General features: G+C 43.2%; 14 protein-coding genes, 17 tRNA genes and 2 rRNA genes. 4 read left to right on the forward strand and 29 right to left on the reverse strand.

Annotated elements, in window-relative coordinates:
• Positions 1 to 2 precede the first annotated feature (2 nt).
• From ACWPVF_RS07080 to ACWPVF_RS07090, 3 genes are read right to left on the reverse strand one after another with little or no spacing between them, the layout of a single operon-like run.
• On the reverse strand, positions 3 to 1,484 hold the full coding sequence (locus ACWPVF_RS07080; protein ID WP_454385412.1) for a UDP-glucose--hexose-1-phosphate uridylyltransferase: 1,482 nt from the start codon (positions 1,482 to 1,484) through the stop codon (positions 3 to 5).
• Complete coding sequence (locus ACWPVF_RS07085) at positions 1,484 to 2,143, reverse strand: HAD family hydrolase (RefSeq protein WP_414307661.1); 660 nt, start codon at positions 2,141 to 2,143, stop codon at positions 1,484 to 1,486. Before ACWPVF_RS07085 ends, ACWPVF_RS07080 begins: the two co-directional genes overlap by 1 nt.
• 11 nt (positions 2,144 to 2,154) lie before the next feature.
• Complete coding sequence (locus ACWPVF_RS07090) at positions 2,155 to 3,333, reverse strand: galactokinase (protein WP_454385414.1); 1,179 nt, start codon at positions 3,331 to 3,333, stop codon at positions 2,155 to 2,157.
• A 168-nt stretch (positions 3,334 to 3,501) separates the two neighbouring features.
• On the opposite strand from ACWPVF_RS07090, the gene ACWPVF_RS07095 reads away from it, so the two are divergent.
• Positions 3,502 to 4,497 carry a LacI family DNA-binding transcriptional regulator gene (locus tag ACWPVF_RS07095; RefSeq protein WP_454385416.1) on the forward strand — a complete coding sequence of 332 codons (996 nt, stop codon included), beginning with the start codon at positions 3,502 to 3,504 and terminating at the stop codon, positions 4,495 to 4,497.
• Between the two features lie 71 nt (positions 4,498 to 4,568).
• Here the strand turns inward: ACWPVF_RS07095 and ACWPVF_RS07100 are convergent, their stop codons facing one another.
• Both ACWPVF_RS07100 and ACWPVF_RS07105 read right to left on the reverse strand, forming a co-directional pair.
• Positions 4,569 to 5,606, reverse strand: coding sequence for a zinc-binding dehydrogenase (locus ACWPVF_RS07100; RefSeq protein ID WP_414307681.1), 1,038 nt, complete (start codon positions 5,604 to 5,606; stop codon positions 4,569 to 4,571).
• A 79-nt stretch (positions 5,607 to 5,685) separates the two neighbouring features.
• Positions 5,686 to 6,588, reverse strand: a complete 903-nt coding sequence (locus tag ACWPVF_RS07105) for a cation diffusion facilitator family transporter (RefSeq protein WP_414307664.1) — start codon at positions 6,586 to 6,588, stop codon at positions 5,686 to 5,688.
• Between the two features lie 133 nt (positions 6,589 to 6,721).
• Here ACWPVF_RS07105 and ACWPVF_RS07110 point away from each other — a divergent pair, with 133 nt between their 5' ends.
• The 3 genes from ACWPVF_RS07110 to ACWPVF_RS07120 are packed head-to-tail and all read left to right on the forward strand — an operon-like array spanning position 6,722 to position 8,117.
• The gene (locus ACWPVF_RS07110) at positions 6,722 to 7,261 is read left to right on the forward strand and encodes a TetR/AcrR family transcriptional regulator (protein ID WP_414307665.1); all 540 of its coding nucleotides are present in this window, start codon (positions 6,722 to 6,724) and stop codon (positions 7,259 to 7,261) included.
• A gap of 15 nt (positions 7,262 to 7,276) precedes the next feature.
• Positions 7,277 to 7,747, forward strand: coding sequence for an HXXEE domain-containing protein (locus tag ACWPVF_RS07115; RefSeq protein WP_414307666.1), 471 nt, complete (start codon positions 7,277 to 7,279; stop codon positions 7,745 to 7,747).
• A 34-nt stretch (positions 7,748 to 7,781) separates the two neighbouring features.
• A complete protein-coding gene (locus tag ACWPVF_RS07120) occupies positions 7,782 to 8,117 on the forward strand; it encodes a glucuronide permease (RefSeq protein ID WP_454385419.1) in 336 nt (111 codons plus the stop codon).
• A 54-nt stretch (positions 8,118 to 8,171) separates the two neighbouring features.
• Here the strand turns inward: ACWPVF_RS07120 and ACWPVF_RS07125 are convergent, their stop codons facing one another.
• From ACWPVF_RS07125 to ACWPVF_RS07240, 24 genes are all read right to left on the reverse strand, one after another.
• A complete protein-coding gene (locus tag ACWPVF_RS07125; protein WP_454385421.1) occupies positions 8,172 to 9,692 on the reverse strand; it encodes an ABC transporter permease/substrate-binding protein in 1,521 nt (506 codons plus the stop codon).
• Positions 9,685 to 10,413: an ABC transporter ATP-binding protein gene (locus tag ACWPVF_RS07130; protein ID WP_454385423.1), complete on the reverse strand. Its 729-nt coding sequence runs from the start codon at positions 10,411 to 10,413 to the stop codon at positions 9,685 to 9,687. The genes ACWPVF_RS07125 and ACWPVF_RS07130 overlap by 8 nt, the downstream gene beginning before the upstream one ends.
• Positions 10,406 to 11,260 carry an SDR family oxidoreductase gene (locus tag ACWPVF_RS07135; RefSeq protein ID WP_454385425.1) on the reverse strand — a complete coding sequence of 285 codons (855 nt, stop codon included), beginning with the start codon at positions 11,258 to 11,260 and terminating at the stop codon, positions 10,406 to 10,408. Before ACWPVF_RS07135 ends, ACWPVF_RS07130 begins: the two co-directional genes overlap by 8 nt.
• Positions 11,261 to 11,278: 18 nt before the next feature.
• Positions 11,279 to 11,728 (reverse strand): MarR family winged helix-turn-helix transcriptional regulator, encoded by a 450-nt coding sequence (locus ACWPVF_RS07140; protein ID WP_454385427.1) that lies wholly within the window; start codon positions 11,726 to 11,728, stop codon positions 11,279 to 11,281.
• A 133-nt stretch (positions 11,729 to 11,861) separates the two neighbouring features.
• A complete protein-coding gene (locus ACWPVF_RS07145) occupies positions 11,862 to 13,007 on the reverse strand; it encodes a DUF4767 domain-containing protein (protein WP_454385429.1) in 1,146 nt (381 codons plus the stop codon).
• A gap of 143 nt (positions 13,008 to 13,150) precedes the next feature.
• Positions 13,151 to 13,238 (reverse strand) — tRNA-Ser (locus tag ACWPVF_RS07150).
• Between the two features lie 6 nt (positions 13,239 to 13,244).
• Positions 13,245 to 13,318: transfer RNA gene (locus tag ACWPVF_RS07155), tRNA-Ile, on the reverse strand.
• 32 nt (positions 13,319 to 13,350) lie between these two features.
• Positions 13,351 to 13,421: transfer RNA gene (locus tag ACWPVF_RS07160), tRNA-Gly, on the reverse strand.
• A 19-nt stretch (positions 13,422 to 13,440) separates the two neighbouring features.
• Positions 13,441 to 13,513: transfer RNA gene (locus ACWPVF_RS07165), tRNA-Phe, on the reverse strand.
• A 4-nt stretch (positions 13,514 to 13,517) separates the two neighbouring features.
• Positions 13,518 to 13,591 (reverse strand) — tRNA-Met (locus ACWPVF_RS07170).
• A 10-nt stretch (positions 13,592 to 13,601) separates the two neighbouring features.
• Positions 13,602 to 13,691: transfer RNA gene (locus ACWPVF_RS07175), tRNA-Ser, on the reverse strand.
• A gap of 10 nt (positions 13,692 to 13,701) precedes the next feature.
• Positions 13,702 to 13,775: transfer RNA gene (locus tag ACWPVF_RS07180), tRNA-Ile, on the reverse strand.
• Positions 13,776 to 13,788: 13 nt separating this feature from the next.
• A tRNA-Met gene (locus ACWPVF_RS07185) sits at positions 13,789 to 13,862 on the reverse strand.
• Positions 13,863 to 13,867: 5 nt separating this feature from the next.
• Positions 13,868 to 13,941, reverse strand: a tRNA-Pro gene (locus ACWPVF_RS07190).
• A gap of 13 nt (positions 13,942 to 13,954) precedes the next feature.
• Positions 13,955 to 14,028, reverse strand: a tRNA-Arg gene (locus tag ACWPVF_RS07195).
• Positions 14,029 to 14,039: 11 nt separating this feature from the next.
• Positions 14,040 to 14,125: transfer RNA gene (locus ACWPVF_RS07200), tRNA-Leu, on the reverse strand.
• Positions 14,126 to 14,132: 7 nt separating this feature from the next.
• Positions 14,133 to 14,204 (reverse strand) — tRNA-Gly (locus ACWPVF_RS07205).
• A gap of 27 nt (positions 14,205 to 14,231) precedes the next feature.
• Positions 14,232 to 14,304, reverse strand: a tRNA-Thr gene (locus tag ACWPVF_RS07210).
• A 12-nt stretch (positions 14,305 to 14,316) separates the two neighbouring features.
• Positions 14,317 to 14,398 (reverse strand) — tRNA-Leu (locus tag ACWPVF_RS07215).
• Between the two features lie 5 nt (positions 14,399 to 14,403).
• Positions 14,404 to 14,476, reverse strand: a tRNA-Lys gene (locus ACWPVF_RS07220).
• 18 nt (positions 14,477 to 14,494) lie between these two features.
• Positions 14,495 to 14,567 (reverse strand) — tRNA-Asp (locus ACWPVF_RS07225).
• Between the two features lie 2 nt (positions 14,568 to 14,569).
• Positions 14,570 to 14,642, reverse strand: a tRNA-Val gene (locus ACWPVF_RS07230).
• Positions 14,643 to 14,646: 4 nt separating this feature from the next.
• Positions 14,647 to 14,762, reverse strand: a 5S ribosomal RNA gene (rrf, locus tag ACWPVF_RS07235).
• A 77-nt stretch (positions 14,763 to 14,839) separates the two neighbouring features.
• Positions 14,840 to 17,741 (reverse strand): 23S ribosomal RNA (locus ACWPVF_RS07240).
• Positions 17,742 to 17,772 lie beyond the last annotated feature (31 nt).

Consider the following 17,772-nt stretch of genomic DNA (forward strand, 5'->3'; position numbering starts at 1 on the left):
ACTTATTCGGGCAAAATACCAACCTGCTCCACAAAGCGCATAAAGGCAGCTTGTCCTTCTTCTGTTTGCTTGTAAACTCCTGCATATTCCAAAACTCGCGCAAAGATTTTTCCAACAGATTCTTGGACGATATTAAGAGCTTGGTCTTTGTCAGTCAATCCAGGATGGGATTCTTTCAACTCATCTGCCCATTCTTGGTGATAATCTGCTACTGAAACATCCTCTCCGACTAGATAAGCTGCCACCTGCTCCACTTCTTCCTTCAAGCGTGGTGGCAAGATTGCCAAGCCCATGACCTCTATCAAGCCGATATTTTCCTTCTTGATATGTTGGACATCCTTATGGGGATGATAGATACCATCTGGATGTTCTGGAGATGTTTGATTATCCCGCAAAACCAAATCCAACTCAAACTGCCCATCTCGTTTACGGGCTATCGGTGTAATGGTATGGTGCAGTGTTCCATCGCTTTCTGCCAAGACCTGTACACTTGGATCTGAGTATTGACGCCAAGCCAGTAAGATTTTATCCGCAAGGTCCGTCAAATCTTCTTTAGAATCTGAAGTTAGTCGAATCACAGACATAGGCCACTGAACAATCCCTGCTTTAACAGTTTTAAAACCTGCAAAGGTAAAGCTTTTCTGTAAAGGAGCCACTTCCATTGGGAATACATGTCGCCCACCTTGATAATGATCGTGTGTCAGGATAGACCCACCCACGATAGGTAAATCAGCATTCGAGCCTGCAAAGTAACCTGGGAACTGCTCCACAATTGCTAACAAACGTTCAAAACTTTGACGACTAATAGACATAGGACGATGTTGGCTATCAAGGAATATACAGTGCTCATTAAAGTATGCATAAGGCGAATATTGGAAGCCCCACTCCTGCCCAGAAATATCAAAACGGATAATCCGGTGATTGCTTCTAGCTGGATGGTTGACACGACCATGGTAGCCTTCGTTTTCCATACAGAGCTGACATTGAGGATAGTTGCTGGATTTAACCAACTTAGCTGCCGCAATCTCCTTTGGATCCTTTTCAGGCTTAGAGAGATTGATGGTAATCTCCAGTTCACCGTAGTCAGACGGAACACGATAAGCAATATTCTTTGCGATGGCCTTTAGTTTGATGTAGTCATTCTTCTGACTGAGTTGGTAGAAGTCCGCAATCGCCTGCTCTGGTGACTGGGCATAGGTAGCCCAAAAGTCACGATTGACCTGACTTGGACAAGGGTTTACCAAGTCCATGAGGTCTGCACCGAGAATTTCACGCGCAGCCAGACTATCTTCAATCGTTTCCAAGCGAACGGCTTCCTCAACAAGCTGATCTTTAAGGTCAATCAAGTTATCTTGGTCAGTCTTGACTTCAAGAACCCCATCCCCCACCAGTGCTAAAACACGATTGGTCAGATAAATCCGATCCAACTCTTCAAAGGTACTTTCTGCAATGACTTTGGTAACAAATTTTTCTACTAAGGTCACTAGAAAACCTCCTTCTTACTTTCTAAATAGTCTCTAACAGCATCCAAATCCTGAAAAACTTGTTCTGTTTTATTTAAGAAAGACTGTGCTGGTATTTTTAAATCTGGAATACAAATAACTGGAATCCCAGCTCTAGATGCCGCTTCAATCCCTGCTTCACTATCCTCTAGTACCAAGCAATTCTCTGGTAAAACGTTCAAATCACTACAAGCCTTTAAAAATATATCTGGGTATGGTTTGCTTCGCTTTACATCTTTTGCAAAAACTAAATGGTCAAATAGTGATAGTATACCATTGCTATCCAATATCATTCTAGCTCGAGATTCAACACTCGATGTTGCTAAAGCGATTGGAACGCCTTCTCTTTGCAAATAAGTAAGCAAATTTTTAGCACCTTTTTTTAAATTTACACCTTTGGCTAAGATTTGAGCTTCCAGTTCATAAACTTTATCCAAGGTTTGGTCAAAGTTCCAGGGTAAATCATAGGTATCCAAAAATCGTTGAACATTCTCCTCTTCCCTATGTCCACTGTAGTCTCTAGAATAAGTTTCTTCTGTGAAAGGAATTCCAAAATCTCTAAGCAATTCTTGATAAACTTTTAGAGAAATGATTTCAGTATCGGCTAATAAGCCATCTAAATCAAATATTACAGCTTCCATATCCTTCTCTCCTAATCTAAGACGCGAGTTCCACCTGCCACTTCAGCGATATAGAAGCTAGGAGCGTAACCAACGATTTCTTCATAGTGCTTGCCTACAGCTTCTTTAAAGGAATCAACAGCATCCTTTTGAACCAAGGCGATTGCACAACCACCAAAACCTGCTCCTGTCATACGAGCACCGAGAACACCTTCTTGAGCCCAAGCAGTATGAACAAGGGTATCTAATTCCAAGCCAGTTACTTCGTAGTCATGCTCAAGTGAAACATGAGAAGCATTCATCAAACGACCAAACTTGTCCAAATCTCCTGCTTGAAGAGCTGCTTGTGCTTTAAGGGTACGTTGATTCTCAAGAACGGCATGGCGAGCACGTTTCAAGCGATTTTCGTCTTTGATGAGATAGCTATATTCATCAAAAGCCCATTCATCCAATTCACCCAAGGTTTGAATATTTAAGTCCACTTGGAGTTCTTCTACTGCTTTTTCACACTCAGCGCGGCGTTCATTGTACTTAGAATCCGCAAGTTCACGGCGTTTGTTAGTGTTCATGATAACAACAACATTGTCCTTCAAATCAAGGGGAACCAAGTCATATTCTAAACTATTTGTATCCAGATAAATGGCACGTTGGTCTGCCCCCATACCGATTGCAAACTGATCCATAATACCAGAATTAACACCGATAAAGTTATTCTCTGTCAATTTCCCGATTTTAACCAAGTCTAGACGGTCCAATTTTAGGTCAAAGAGGTATTCTGCCACGACACCAGTCAAAAGCTCTAAGGATGCAGATGAAGACAAACCAGCACCATTTGGGATATTCCCAAATACATAGAAATCAAAACCTTTATCAATCACATGGCCAGCTTCTTGCAAGAAATGAAGGACACCTTTTGGATAGTTGGTCCAGTTGTGCTCTTTCTCAAACTTAAGGTCAGCTAGAGGAACTTCGATAATGCCTTTATCCTCAAAGTTTGCGGAGTAGAAACGCAAAACTTGGTCATCACGCTTGCGTGCTGCTCCATAAGTTCCTAATGAAATAGCAGCTGGGAAAACATGGCCACCATTATAGTCAGTATGCTCCCCAATCAAGTTGATACGGCCTGGTGAAAAGAAGGTTTGATCTGCTTCTTGACCAAAAACAGCAAGAAAATCCTTGCGAAGTGCATCAGCAGTAAGATGTTGTGTCATATGAATTCTCCTTTGACAATTTGTTAGGTAAAAAAGTTTACCTTGTAATCGTTTTCTTCTATTGTACCCAAGGGTTTTGCTTTGGTCAATATTTTTACCGATATTTTACTAAACTATGAGTAAAAAGATAGAAAAATATGCTATAATAACCTAAAAAGGAGGGGAATTATGGCTACACTCAAAGATATTGCTCAGTTAGCCTCTGTCTCAATCGCAACTGTATCTCGTGTCCTCAATCGCGATCAGAGTCTATCTGTCACAGAAGAAACCCGACATCGTATTTTAACTGTCGCCGAAGAACTAGGTTATACCAAACATCTTAAAACAGGCGAAAGTCACAAACTGAAACAAAAGATTGCCATTATCCAGTGGGTCAGCGAACAAGGTGAGTTGGAAGACCTCTACTACTACCAGATTCGACTAGGAATCGAAAATAGGGCACAAGAATTAGATTACGAAATCTTACGCTATTTCAATGATCAACCTTTTACGCTTAGCGAAGAAGTCATTGGAATTCTTTGTATTGGAAAATTTAGCCAAGCACAGATTGCATCATTTGAAGAATATCAAAAACCTCTAGTTTTTCTAGATAGTGACACCATAGCCTTGGGACACACCTGTGTCATTACAGATTTTAATAATGCTGTTAGACAGGTAGTCGATTACTTTACAGACCACGGGATTAAGAAGATTGGTATTTTATCCGGTCTTGAAACTACTACTGACCAAGAAGAAGTCATCGCAGACAAACGCTTAGGTTACTTTAAATCCTATACACAAGAAAAGGGAATTTATAACGAGAAATTCATTTTCCAAGGACTATTTACTGCCCAATCTGGATACGACTTGATGAAAGAGGCTATCGAAAAATTAGGAGATAAACTTCCACAAGCCTTTTTTGCAGCCAGTGACAGTTTAGCCATTGGTGCCCTTCGCGCCCTTCAAGAAGCCAGCATCAGCATTCCAGAGCGCGTCAGCATTATTTCCTTTAATGATACCATTCTAACCAAGCAAGTGTTCCCACCACTTTCCAGTATTACAGTCTACACCGAAGAAATGGGACGCACAGGAATGGATATTTTGAACAGAGAAGTCCTTCACGGCCGTAAAATTCCAAGCCTTACTATGCTGGGAACCAAACTAACTTTAAGAGAAAGTACCTAGCATTAAGTGCAATAGTTGAACATAAAAAATCCTAATAAAGATTCTCAAATCTCTATTAGGATTTTCTTTTTTTAATCCATCACAATCATAGACTTGATAGTCTTGCGTTCATCCATAGCCTTATAAGCTTGGTCAATATCTTCCAGTTTATAACTTGAAGTAAAAACACGACCTGGATTGATATCACCATCCAGAACAGCCTTGAGCAAGAATTGCTTATCGTACGTTGTTGCAGAGGCTGCTCCACCCGCAACAGAAATATTCTGAGCAAAGGTCGAACCAAGGGCACGGTTATTATAGTGAGGCACACCAACAATTCCCATACGACCACCATTATGAAGGACACCCAGTGCTTGCTCAACAGCAGCCTCAGTACCAACACACTCAAGTGCTGCATCTGCTCCACCGCCAAGAATTTCACGTACCTTGACAATTCCTTCTTCTCCTCGCTCAGCTACGACTGCTGTCGCGCCTGACTCCAAGGCCATTTGTTGACGGTCTTCGTGGCGACTCATAAGGACAATTTGGGATGCGCCACGCATCTTAGCTGCAATGACAGCACATTGACCAACAGCCCCATCCCCAATAACGACAACTTTGTCGCCTTTTTGCACATTAGCCACACGCGCTGCATGGTAACCGGTCGGCATGACATCAGCAAGTGTCAAAAGTGACTTGAGCATGCCTTCGCTATAATCTGAAGGTTGACCAGGAATTTTCACAAGTGCCCAATTAGCGTAGTGGAAACGGAGATATTCAGCTTGGAAATTTCCTCCTAGATTATTTCCAATATGATTGTCACAAGAACCATCAAATCCAGCACGACAAGCGTCGCATTCCCCACAGCCATGAGTAAATGGTACAATCACAAAATCACCGGGCTTGACTGTTGTAATGGCCTCTCCAGTTTCTTCAACGATTCCAATTGCTTCGTGTCCGCTATTTTTGTGACCCGCTTTAATATCTGGATTACGATAGCTCCAAAGGTCCGAACCACAAACACAAGCACGAACCACACGGATAATAACATCATCCGCCTCTTGAATGCTTGGACGCTTGATTTCCTCAATACCTACCTGACCTGCCTTGGTATAGACTGCTGATTTCATAAACATTTACCTCTCTGTATCTAACTTACTTCAAGTATACACTTTTTATGAAGCTTTCGCTCTCTTATACTACGCCTCATCAATGATGATGTTCATGTCCATGGTTTTGGACTGCTTCTAGCTCTTCCATATTTCGCTTATGAGTTTGATGACTTGCTAGGTCTGCGTCAATCTCAATGGTGATATTTTGAAAACCACAATCTTTGAGTTTGCTTCGAATCGATTCCTTGCAAAGCTCCATCTGTTCAATTTCTTTTAGACAAACATGGACAATGGCATTTTTCTCCAAACCATCCATGGTCCAGAGATTGAGCTGATTAAGGCTAGCAACATGGTCCAACTGCTCCAAGTCGCTTTTTACTTGCTTGATATCTACTCCTTCCGGTACAGCATCTAAGAAAATCTTAAGCGTGGACCAAAAACGTGGAATAGCTTTTGACAGAATAAAGATAGAGATGACAAGAGATAAGAGCGGATCCAGAATATACCAGTCGGTAAATCGCAGAACAATGGCCATTAGGATAACAGCCACCCAACCCAAGGTATCTTCCAGAAAATGCAGGCTAAGAATGGATTCGTTTTTTGTTTTTCCCTTACGAACTACTAGACTCGCCAATACATTGATACTGACAGCTATGATTCCTAACCAGAGGATTCCCTCATCGTTGACCGGTTGTGGATGAAAGAGTTTCGTTATATTTTCCAAGATAACCAGAACAGAGCCTGTCATGAGAATCACAGCCGTTACCAAGGCACCTAGAAGGCTAAACCGTTTGTAACCCAAGGTATAGTGGCTGTCTTCTTCACGATTGGAGATAGTTTCAAGAAAGGCTGATATCCCAATTGCGATGGCATCTCCCAAATCATGGACAGAGTCAGCAAGAACAGCGCTGGAACTAAACACTCCACCTGCGATAAACTCAATAATGGCATAACTCAAATTCAAGAAAAAAGCTAACCAAACTGCATGTTTTGTCCTCATAATCCTTAATCCTCTGTTATAATAGATTCATGAACATCTTGTTCATTATCTATTATCCACTACTATCAATAGAAAGGATAGAGGCAAACTGTTTACTTTGTACGTTACTGAACAGTTTGTTCTAAGTGTCCATATGACAGCACAGGATCGTCGCATCACCAAAACTCGAAAAGCTATCTATCAAGCTTTCTTACAATTACTCAACCAAAAAGACTACGAGACCATCACCGTTCAGGAAATCATAGACCTTGCTGATGTGGGGCGCTCGACCTTTTACAGCCATTACGAGAGTAAGGAATTATTGCTAGATGAACTCTGTCAAAAGCTCTTTCACCATCTCTTTGAGCGTGCTGAACACCTCTCACCACAAGACTATCTGGCTCATATCTTTCAGCATTTCAAGAAAAATCAAGACCATGTGACCAGTCTCTTGCTCTCTAAAAACGATTATTTTATCCGGCAACTGCGAAAAGAACTAGAACACGATGTCTACCCAATGGTAGCCGACGAACTCATCAAGTCCCATCCAACTCTCCCTCACTCTTACCTCAAACACTTGGTCGTCAGCCATTTCATCGAAACCCTCAGCTGGTGGTTGAAAAAAGGCAAGTCCTACACGGAACAAGAAGTGATCCAATTTTATTTGGAGATTTTAAAAGTGGGCTCGAACTAGAAGGGAGTATTTTCAATGACCAGCGTGCAATTTTACTTTCTATTTCCATCACTCTTCATGCTTCACGAACTGGAAGAAATCGTTTGGATGCCATCCTTTGTCAAAAAAATATCAATCCAGTATCCAAACAATCGAATCCTATCTTATTACACTCCTTTTGCTTTCAATGCCATTGTCTTAGAGCAATTTCTGATCCTAATGATGTCGCTATATCTTAGTTACCAATTTAACAACTATAGCATTTACGCAAGCATCATAATCGCTTATATCTACCATGTCTTAGGACATCTGATTCAGACAGTCGTTATTCGAAAATATGTGCCTGGATTGTTGACGGGAATTTTAACGAGTTTGTTTGCTCTTTGCAATCTCAAAAATGAATTTCCAATTAAACTTTATGGTTACTCTCTTTTTACCTTATTGGTTATTATTTTAAATCTTGTAGTATCATTTATGATTCTTCATAAAATCAGTCATAAAAAATAGTACTCAGGCAATCATATCTTAGAAAGGAAACCCTATGTTCTTCCCCATTCTTCTCGGCTTTTTTACGGCTTTCTTTGCCCTTGCTTTTGCTCTTCTTCACTTATTGGCTTCTCTGTCTGAAGTTAAAAAAGGGAATCACACTCTAGGAAATACATTTCTCCTCATCGGAAGTAGCCTTGCGACCTTATCTATCTTCCTCTACTTCTTTTTGCCGATTATCGCACTATCTCTTTGGCTGATTGGCTGTGGATTAATTTGCTACGGAGCCTATTGGAATGGCAAACAAAAAGAAAACTTCCATCCAGCCCACCATCTGATTCGAATTGGAATTGCATTTGTGCTTACCATCTTGTTAGCATTGGTACAATAAAAAAAAGGATTTTTTGATCCTTTTTTGTATACTCATAAACTAATACTCCTTTGATTATTGCTTAAGTATTCCTTCTTGAAGGAGAAACTCATGCGCAACCTCTTCAGCTGATTTACCTTCCACACCAACCTGATAGTTCATCTGACTCATCTGGCTCTCGGTGATTTTCCCAGCTAGTTTATTAAGAACATCTTCCAACTCAGGATGTTTTTCGAGTAATTCAGCTTTCATGAGTGGAGCTCCTTGATAAGGTGGGAAGAGGTGTTGATCATCTTCTAAAATCATCAAGTCATACCTAGCAATTTCAGCATCTGTTGAGTAAGCATCTGTAATTTGAATGTCACCTGACTGGATGGCTTGGTAGCGAAGAGCTGGTTCCATGGTTGCCACATTGAGATTCAATCCATAAACAGACTGCAAGCCCTTGTTTCCATCCTCACGGTCATTAAACTCCAGAGTGAATCCCGCCTTGAGCTGTCCTTCTACTTTTTTCAAGTCTGAAATCGTCTTAAGCCCATATTCTTGCGCAATTTTTTTGGGAACTGCTATAGCATAAGTATTTTGATAAGCCATGGGTTTAAGAAAGGCTAGTTGATCCTGTTTGGCAATGCCGTCACGAGCCACCTCGTAAACCTTTTCTGGGTCATGCCCAATTTGTGGAGATGGTTGGAGGAGACTCTCTGTCACTGTTCCAGAAAATTCTGGATAGATATCGATATCACCCTTTTTCAGCGCTTGATAAAGGAAATCTGTCTTCCCAAAGTTAGGCTTGACCGTCACCGTCATATCCGTATTTTCCTCAATGAGAAGCTTGTACATATTCATGAGAATCTCAGGTTCAGGTCCCAACTTCCCAGCTATAACCAGATTTTCTTTCTCTTTGTTAGGAATCATGCTTGGAGCATAACTAGCTCCCAAACCAAGGACCATCACTGCAAAAGCTGCAACAATCGTACGCAACTTTCCCTTTTCCAACCATTTGAGAATAACATTAAAGAGAATGGCCAAAATGGCTGATGAGATTGCACCGATTAAAATGAGACTAGCATTCCGACGATCAATTCCCAAAAGGATAAATGAGCCCAATCCTCCAGCTCCCACAAGAGCTGCTAGAGTCGCTGTCCCAATGATCATAACGGTCGCTGTTCGAACCCCCGATACAATGACAGGCATGGCAAGTGGAATTTCAAACTTCTTGAGTCGCTCCCACTTGGTCATCCCAAAAGCAATCCCTGCCTCCTCAAGACTAGGATCAATGCCGTTCAGGGCTGTGATTGTATTTTCTAAAATCGGGAAAATAGCATAAATGACAAGGGCTGTGAGAGCTGGTAAGGTTCCAATTCCCATGAAAGGAATAAAGAGCCCCAACAAGGCCATTGAAGGAATGGTCTGGAAGATACCTGCAACTTGTAGCACCCAATTCGCCACTTTTTTGTGGCTATTTAGATAAACCGCAAGTGGGATGGTCAGAAAAATAGCAACCAATAAGGTCAAAAGAGATAATTGTAAGTGTTGTCCCAGAGCTGTTACCCATTCACTAAATCGCTCTTGAAAGGTTGAAATCAAATTAGACATGAAGGCCACCTCCAAACAAGTTTGCTACAAAGTCTGTCGCAGGCGCTTGTAAAATTGTTTCAGGTTCTGCGACCTGGCGAATTTCCCCATCCTGTAAAACAGCAATTCGATCGCCTAATTTTAAGGCCTCGTCCGTATCATGAGTCACGAAAATAGTCGTCATACCAAACTCTTTGTGCAAGTCTTTGGTAAGAGACTGTAGCTGTTTGCGAGAAATAGCATCGAGAGCAGAGAAAGGCTCATCCATCAGTAAGATTTTTGGCTCTGCAATGATGGCCCGCACAATGCCAATCCGTTGTTGCTCCCCACCTGATAACTCACTAGGCATGCGCTCTGCATACTCTGCAGCAGGCAGACCCACCTTGTCCAAGAGTTCTTCTGTTTTAGAGGCTATTTGTTCCTTACTCCAGCCCTTCATCTCAGGAATCAATGCTATATTTTCAGCAACAGTCAAGTTAGGAAAGAGAGCAATGGCCTGCAAAACATAACCAGTAGAAAGACGTAATTCTCGTTCATCATAGTCCTTGATGCGTTTCCCATCCATATAAATATTGCCATCTGTCGGCTCCAAAAGACGGTTAATCATCTTGATCATGGTGGTCTTTCCAGACCCTGAAGGACCCACTAGCACCATGAATTCTCCATTTTCAATGCGAAGATTGACATCTTTTAAAATGTCCTTTTCTGTATAGCGCAAGGCTACATGTTTGTATTCAATCATTTTTTTCCTCAATAAGTTTTCTATCTCTAAGAATATCCAAAAGGCTGCTTGCTGGATGCCTTAGGACTTTTTCGATATCTGTTGAAACCCCAGCCTGTTCGCCAGCTTTAATCGCTGTATAGGTACTGACCCATGCATCGTACTCCCAAGTTTGTGCTGGCCATTTTTTTCGTGACTCATAGGCTTCTTCTACTGATTCATCTAGATACGTGATGTCCTTACCGGTCTCCTTTGAGAGAAGCGCTACGATTTCTTCCATGGAAAGATCCTCTGGTCCTGTCAAATTCAGGCTTTGATTTTCCCACTCCTTAGGATTTAAAAGAATTTCTTCTGCAACCTTAGATGTATCCTTACGGGCAACAGCTGACACAAGGCCACTGCCAGCCGGACCACGAATCTCTCCATTTTCAAGCGCCATATCAATCAGAAAGTCCAAGTAAAAATTATCTCTCAAAAAAGTGTAGGTGAACCCTAACTCCTTGATATAGGCTTCCGTCTGGGCATGATCTCGAGACAAGGTAAAGGTTGCCTTCTCATCTGCCCCATAAAAGGAGGTATAAACAATATGCTGCACCCCTGCTAGTTTTGCAGCATCTAAAAACTCCTTGTGCTCCTTGACACGCTCTGGATTTTCCCGAGCAGATACCATCAACAAGGCATCGATACCCTTTAAGGCCTCAACCACCTCTGGAGTATTGGTATACACTATTTTACGGATTTCTGCAGACGCGTAGACTTTTGCACGCTCTGGGCTTCTTGCTAGATGGACTGAAGCGATTCCTTTTTTATCGACAAGATCAGCCACATAGGAGCCTAAGTTCCCTGTTACACCTGTAATTCCGATCATAACTGTTACTTCCTTCCCCTAGATGTCATTCTCTTTAGCTTTTAGATTTGCGATTATACGCTCTTGATAGGCTTCAAATTCTCGGATTTCTTGATCTGAAAATCCTTGATAGAAAATTTCACCCAACTCTTTACTGACGCGGTCACCGATTTCTTTTTGCGCCCAACCGAGTTCTGTCAACGAGATATATTTTTTCCTTTTATCCTGTGTGCAAGGTTGAATCGTAACCAAGCCTTGTTCTTCCAATTTCTTAACCATACTGGTCAATGTATTATTGGCTAGACCCGTCGCAAGAGCGATATCTGTCGCAGTAGCGCACCCCAACTCTTGCTTCCACAAAATCGTTAAAATTTTCCCTTGTTCACTTCTGTATTGAGCATCTGGTTCCTTGCTCAGCAACTTTTGAAAGATACGCCCATTTAACAATCGAATCTGTAGATCTTGATAGCCTCCTAACATCTTGTCCATTTTGTCTCCTTTTTGTTCTATATCGAACCTTTTGAATTATTGTAACACCCTGAATTACATCTGTCAACTATTTCGATATCAAAATATTAACTTTTTTAAAAAAAGAGCTTAGCCAGCGCTAAACTCTTTTTCATTATTCTTCTTCAACCAAGCGTTTGAACTCTGCTTGTATTTCTGTATTTTCGGTTGGTTTCAAGTACATAATCCCACCATTAGTTGTCGGTGAATGAAAGACAATTGCTTCTCCTGTATTGGTTATCGCAAAGAAGTAGCTGTGCACATCCGGATATTTATCCCAGTTACTATAGCGCTCCACGATTCTGTACTTAGCGTTCCCTAAACCTGTATCCGTGTATACAGCATCCATTTTTTCGCTTGGTCCATTTCCAAAGGTATAGAGATTATCCGCACCAACATCTCCTCCTGAAATTCCCTTTTTGTAATTGGGTTGCCCAAGTCTTTCTCCCCATCCTTTAATAAAGGCTTCCAATTTCGCAGATTTATTAGTATTCCAAGGAGCCTTTTGTTTCTCACCAGAAATAGTCCTGCTAGAAGAAGTTTCAAATTTCTGCCAATCAAGTTGTTTAAAATCCAGCAATTCAGATTCACTCTTACCAAAATCCGAATGCAAACTTTTATTCCCAGGGACTCGAATATCCTGTTCTTGCAGTTTGCTTGCAGCTTGAGGATTTAAATTAAGATGATAAAGTACTCCTCTCCCTTCTCCAGTACCAGAGGACCAACTCAATTCTAGGATATCTCCACCCTTATAGATATTCATAGAATTTCTTGCACCACCATGACCAGCTACAAATCCTTCTGCTAGAAGAACCGGTTTCTCGTTCACTAAATAATATAAACCTGATATAAAATAATCACCACTAGATTGTTCAACACCTATTAATAATTCTTCAACACCATCCTGGTTCAGATCTGTATAAACATAGTGCATCTTATCCGCTTGATAAACCGAATTTTCAACAGACCAACTATTAATTGGACGATCAGCAACATTCAAACTTTTATATAGATCAGAAATTGCAGTTGGATCTTTAGACGTTGAAAGAATTTTTTGATAATCATCAAATACGGACTTATATAAAGCTTTATAATCCTTTTTAGGTACTTCAGTTGTTTGCTCAATAGTTGTAAAAGGTTGAATAGTATTAGATAAATTCGAATCTTTACTAGAAACTTCAGTATGATGATTACTACAACCAAACAAACAGAAACTAAAGGATAAGACAAAAAAACTTCCTAAAAATATGGGGTATTTCATAAATTTCTCCTCTAAGATTAATAACAACTAGTGTTAGATTTCACTAACATTATAGCAAATAATTTATCATTTTAAAAAGGATAATAAAAGACTACAAGATTAATTTTTTGAAAAAAAAAAAGAGCTATACAGCTCTTTAATTACGGAGAATAAGGGATTCGAACCCTTGCGCCGGTTACCCGACCTAACGATTTAGCAAACCGTCCTCTTCAGCCTCTTGAGTAATTCTCCTATTAATGGGCACGAGTGGACTCGAACCACCGACCTCACGCTTATCAGGCGTGCGCTCTAACCACCTGAGCTACGCGCCCAAGTAAAAACTTGGTACTTGAACAAAGTTCAAAGCGGGTGACGAGAATCGAACTCGCGACAACAGCTTGGAAGGCTGTAGTTTTACCACTAAACTACACCCGCATGATACTTATTAAAAAAATGGCGCGAGACGGAATCGAACCGCCGACACATGGAGCTTCAATCCATTGCTCTACCAACTGAGCTACCGAGCCAACATTGCGGGAGCAGGATTTGAACCTACGACCTTCGGGTTATGAGCCCGACGAGCTACCGAGCTGCTCCATCCCGCGTTAATAATAAAGGAGGATGTGGGATTCGAACCCACGCACGCTTTTACACGCCTGACGGTTTTCAAGACCGTTCCCTTCAGCCGGACTTGGGTAATCCTCCATCATTTCAATGGACCTTGTAGGACTTGAACCTACGACCACTCGGTTATGAGCCGAGAGCTCTAACCAGCTGAGCTAAAGGTCCAACAAGATCATTATAGCGGCGAAGGGGATCGAACCCCCGACCTCCCGGGTATGAACCGGACGCTCTAGCCAGCTGAGCTACACCGCCATCAATCGGGAAGACAGGATTCGAACCTGCGACACCTTGGTCCCAAACCAAGTACTCTACCAAGCTGAGCTACTTCCCGAATTAAATTGTAATGCACCCTAGAGGAGTCGAACCTCTAACCGCCTGATTCGTAGTCAGGTACTCTATCCAGTTGAGCTAAGGGTGCTCATTTTTATATGCCGAGGACCGGAATCGAACCGGTACGATCGTTACCAATCGCAGGATTTTAAGTCCTGTGCGTCTGCCAGTTCCGCCACCCCGGCCTCTCTAAGCGAACGACGGGATTCGAACCCGCGACCCCCACCTTGGCAAGGTGGTGTTCTACCACTGAACTACGTTCGCATCGACTCTGGTTTATATTAAAAAAAATGCCGGCTACATGACTTGAACACGCGACCCTCTGATTACAAATCAGATGCTCTACCAACTGAGCTAAGCCGGCTAATTTCTATTATGCGGGTTAAGGGACTTGAACCCCCACGCCGTTAAGCGCCAGATCCTAAATCTGGTGCGTCTGCCAATTCCGCCAAACCCGCAAATATGACCCGTACTGGGCTCGAACCAGTGACCCATTGATTAAAAGTCAATTGCTCTACCAACTGAGCTAACGAGTCAAATAACTTTCGTTATTACGGTCCCGACGGGAATCGAACCCGCGATCTTCGCCGTGACAGGGCGACGTGATAACCGCTACACTACGGGACCTATGGGAGTTAACGGGATCGAACCGCTGACCCTCTGCTTGTAAGGCAGATGCTCTCCCAGCTGAGCTAAACTCCCTAGAGCTAAGCGACTTCCATATCTCACAGGGGGCAACCCCCAACTACTTCCGGCGTTCTAGGGCTTAACTTCTGTGTTCGGCATGGGTACAGGTGTATCTCCTAGGCTATCGTCACTTAACTCTGAGTAATACCTACTCAAAATTGAATATCTATCAAATTCCAAGAAAACCTTACGCTTTCATATTCTCAGTTACTTTGGATAAGTCCTCGAGCTATTAGTATTAGTCCGCTACATGTGTCGCCACACTTCCACTTCTAACCTATCTACCTGATCATCTCTCAGGGCTCTTACTGATATAAAATCATGGGAAATCTCATCTTGAGGTGGGTTTCACACTTAGATGCTTTCAGCGTTTATCCCTTCCCTACATAGCTACCCAGCGATGCCTTTGGCAAGACAACTGGTACACCAGCGGTAAGTCCACTCTGGTCCTCTCGTACTAGGAGCAGATCCTCTCAAATTTCCTACGCCCGCGACGGATAGGGACCGAACTGTCTCACGACGTTCTGAACCCAGCTCGCGTGCCGCTTTAATGGGCGAACAGCCCAACCCTTGGGACCGACTACAGCCCCAGGATGCGACGAGCCGACATCGAGGTGCCAAACCTCCCCGTCGATGTGAACTCTTGGGGGAGATAAGCCTGTTATCCCCAGGGTAGCTTTTATCCGTTGAGCGATGGCCCTTCCATACGGAACCACCGGATCACTAAGCCCGACTTTCGTCCCTGCTCGAGTTGTAGCTCTCGCAGTCAAGCTCCCTTATACCTTTACACTCTGCGAATGATTTCCAACCATTCTGAGGGAACCTTTGGGCGCCTCCGTTACCTTTTAGGAGGCGACCGCCCCAGTCAAACTGCCCGTCAGACACTGTCTCCGATAGGGATCACCTATCCGGGTTAGAGTGGCCATAACACAAGGGTAGTATCCCAACAACGTCTCCTTCGAAACTGGCGTCCCGATCTCATAGACTCCTACCTATCCTGTACATGTGGTACAGACACTCAATATCAAACTGCAGTAAAGCTCCATGGGGTCTTTCCGTCCTGTCGCGGGTAACCTGCATCTTCACAGGTACTAAAATTTCACCGAGTCTCTCGTTGAGACAGTGCCCAAATCATTACGCCTTTCGTGCGGGTCGGAACTTACCCGACAAGGAATTTCGCTACCTTAGGACCGTTATAGTTACGGCCGCCGTTTACTGGGGCTTCAATTCATACCTTCGCGTTACCGCTAAGCACTCCTCTTAACCTTCCAGCACCGGGCAGGCGTCACCCCCTATACATCATCTTACGATTTAGCAGAGAGCTGTGTTTTTGATAAACAGTTGCTTGGGCCTATTCACTGCGGCTGACGTAAAGTCAGCACCCCTTCTCCCGAAGTTACGGGGTCATTTTGCCGAGTTCCTTAACGAGAGTTCTCTCGCTCACCTGAGGCTACTCGCCTCGACTACCTGTGTCGGTTTGCGGTACGGGTAGAGTATGTTTAACGCTAGAAGCTTTTCTTGGCAGTGTGACGTCACTAACTTCGCTACTAAACTTCGCTCCCCATCACAGCTCAATGTTATAGAACTAAGCATTTGACTCAGTTCACACCTCACTGCTTAGACAGACACTTCCAATCGTCTGCTTTAGTTAGCCTACTGCGTCCCTCCATCACTACATACTCTAGTACAGGAATATCAACCTGTTGTCCATCGGATACACCTTTCGGTCTCTCCTTAGGTCCCGACTAACCCAGGGCGGACGAGCCTTCCCCTGGAAACCTTAGTCTTACGGTGGACAGGATTCTCACCTGTCTTTCGCTACTCATACCGGCATTCTCACTTCTATGCGTTCCAGCGCTCCTCACGGTACACCTTCGCCACACATAGAACGCTCTCCTACCATACCTATAAAGGTATCCACAGCTTCGGTAAATTGTTTTAGCCCCGGTACATTTTCGGCGCAGGGTCACTCGACTAGTGAGCTATTACGCACTCTTTGAATGAATAGCTGCTTCTAAGCTAACATCCTAGTTGTCTGTGCAACCCCACATCCTTTTCCACTTAACAATTATTTTGGGACCTTAGCTGGTGGTCTGGGCTGTTTCCCTTTCGACTACGGATCTTAGCACTCGCAGTCTGACTGCCGACCATAATTCATTGGCATTCGGAGTTTATCTGAGATTGGTAATCCGGGATGGACCCCTCACCCAAACAGTGCTCTACCTCCAAGAATCTTTATGTCGACGCTAGCCCTAAAGCTATTTCGGAGAGAACCAGCTATCTCCAAGTTCGTTTGGAATTTCTCCGCTACCCACAAGTCATCCAAGCACTTTTCAACGTGCCCTGGTTCGGTCCTCCAGTGCGTCTTACCGCACCTTCAACCTGCTCATGGGTAGGTCACATGGTTTCGGGTCTACGACATGATACTAAAGCGCCCTATTCAGACTCGGTTTCCCTACGGCTCCGTCTCTTCAACTTAACCTCGCATCATATCGTAACTCGCCGGTTCATTCTACAAAAGGCACGCTCTCACCCATTAACGGGCTCGAACTTGTTGTAGGCACACGGTTTCAGGTTCTATTTCACTCCCCTCCCGGGGTGCTTTTCACCTTTCCCTCACGGTACTGGTTCACTATCGGTCACTAGGGAGTATTTAGGGTTGGGAGATGGTCCTCCCAGATTCCGACGGGATTTCACGTGTCCCGCCGTACTCAGGATACTGCTAGGTACAAAGACTATTTTGAATACGAGGCTCTCACTCTCTTTGGCTGATCTTCCCATATCATTCTTCTATAATCTTTGAGTCCACATTGCAGTCCTACAACCCCGAAGAGTAAACTCTTCGGTTTGCCCTCCTGCCGTTTCGCTCGCCGCTACTAAGGCAATCGCTTTTGCTTTCTCTTCCTGCAGCTACTTAGATGTTTCAGTTCACTGCGTCTTCCTCCTCATATCCTTAACAGATATGGGTAACAGGTAGTACCTGTTGGGTTCCCCCATTCGGAAATCCCTGGATCATCGCTTACTTACAGCTACCCAAGGCATATCGTCGTTTGTCACGTCCTTCTTCGGCTCCTAGTGCCAAGGCATCCACCGTGCGCCCTTATTAACTTAACCTTATTTTTTTGACCTTTCAGTCATAAACTCT

It is taken from the genome of Streptococcus sp. Marseille-Q7087 (assembly GCF_965111935.1).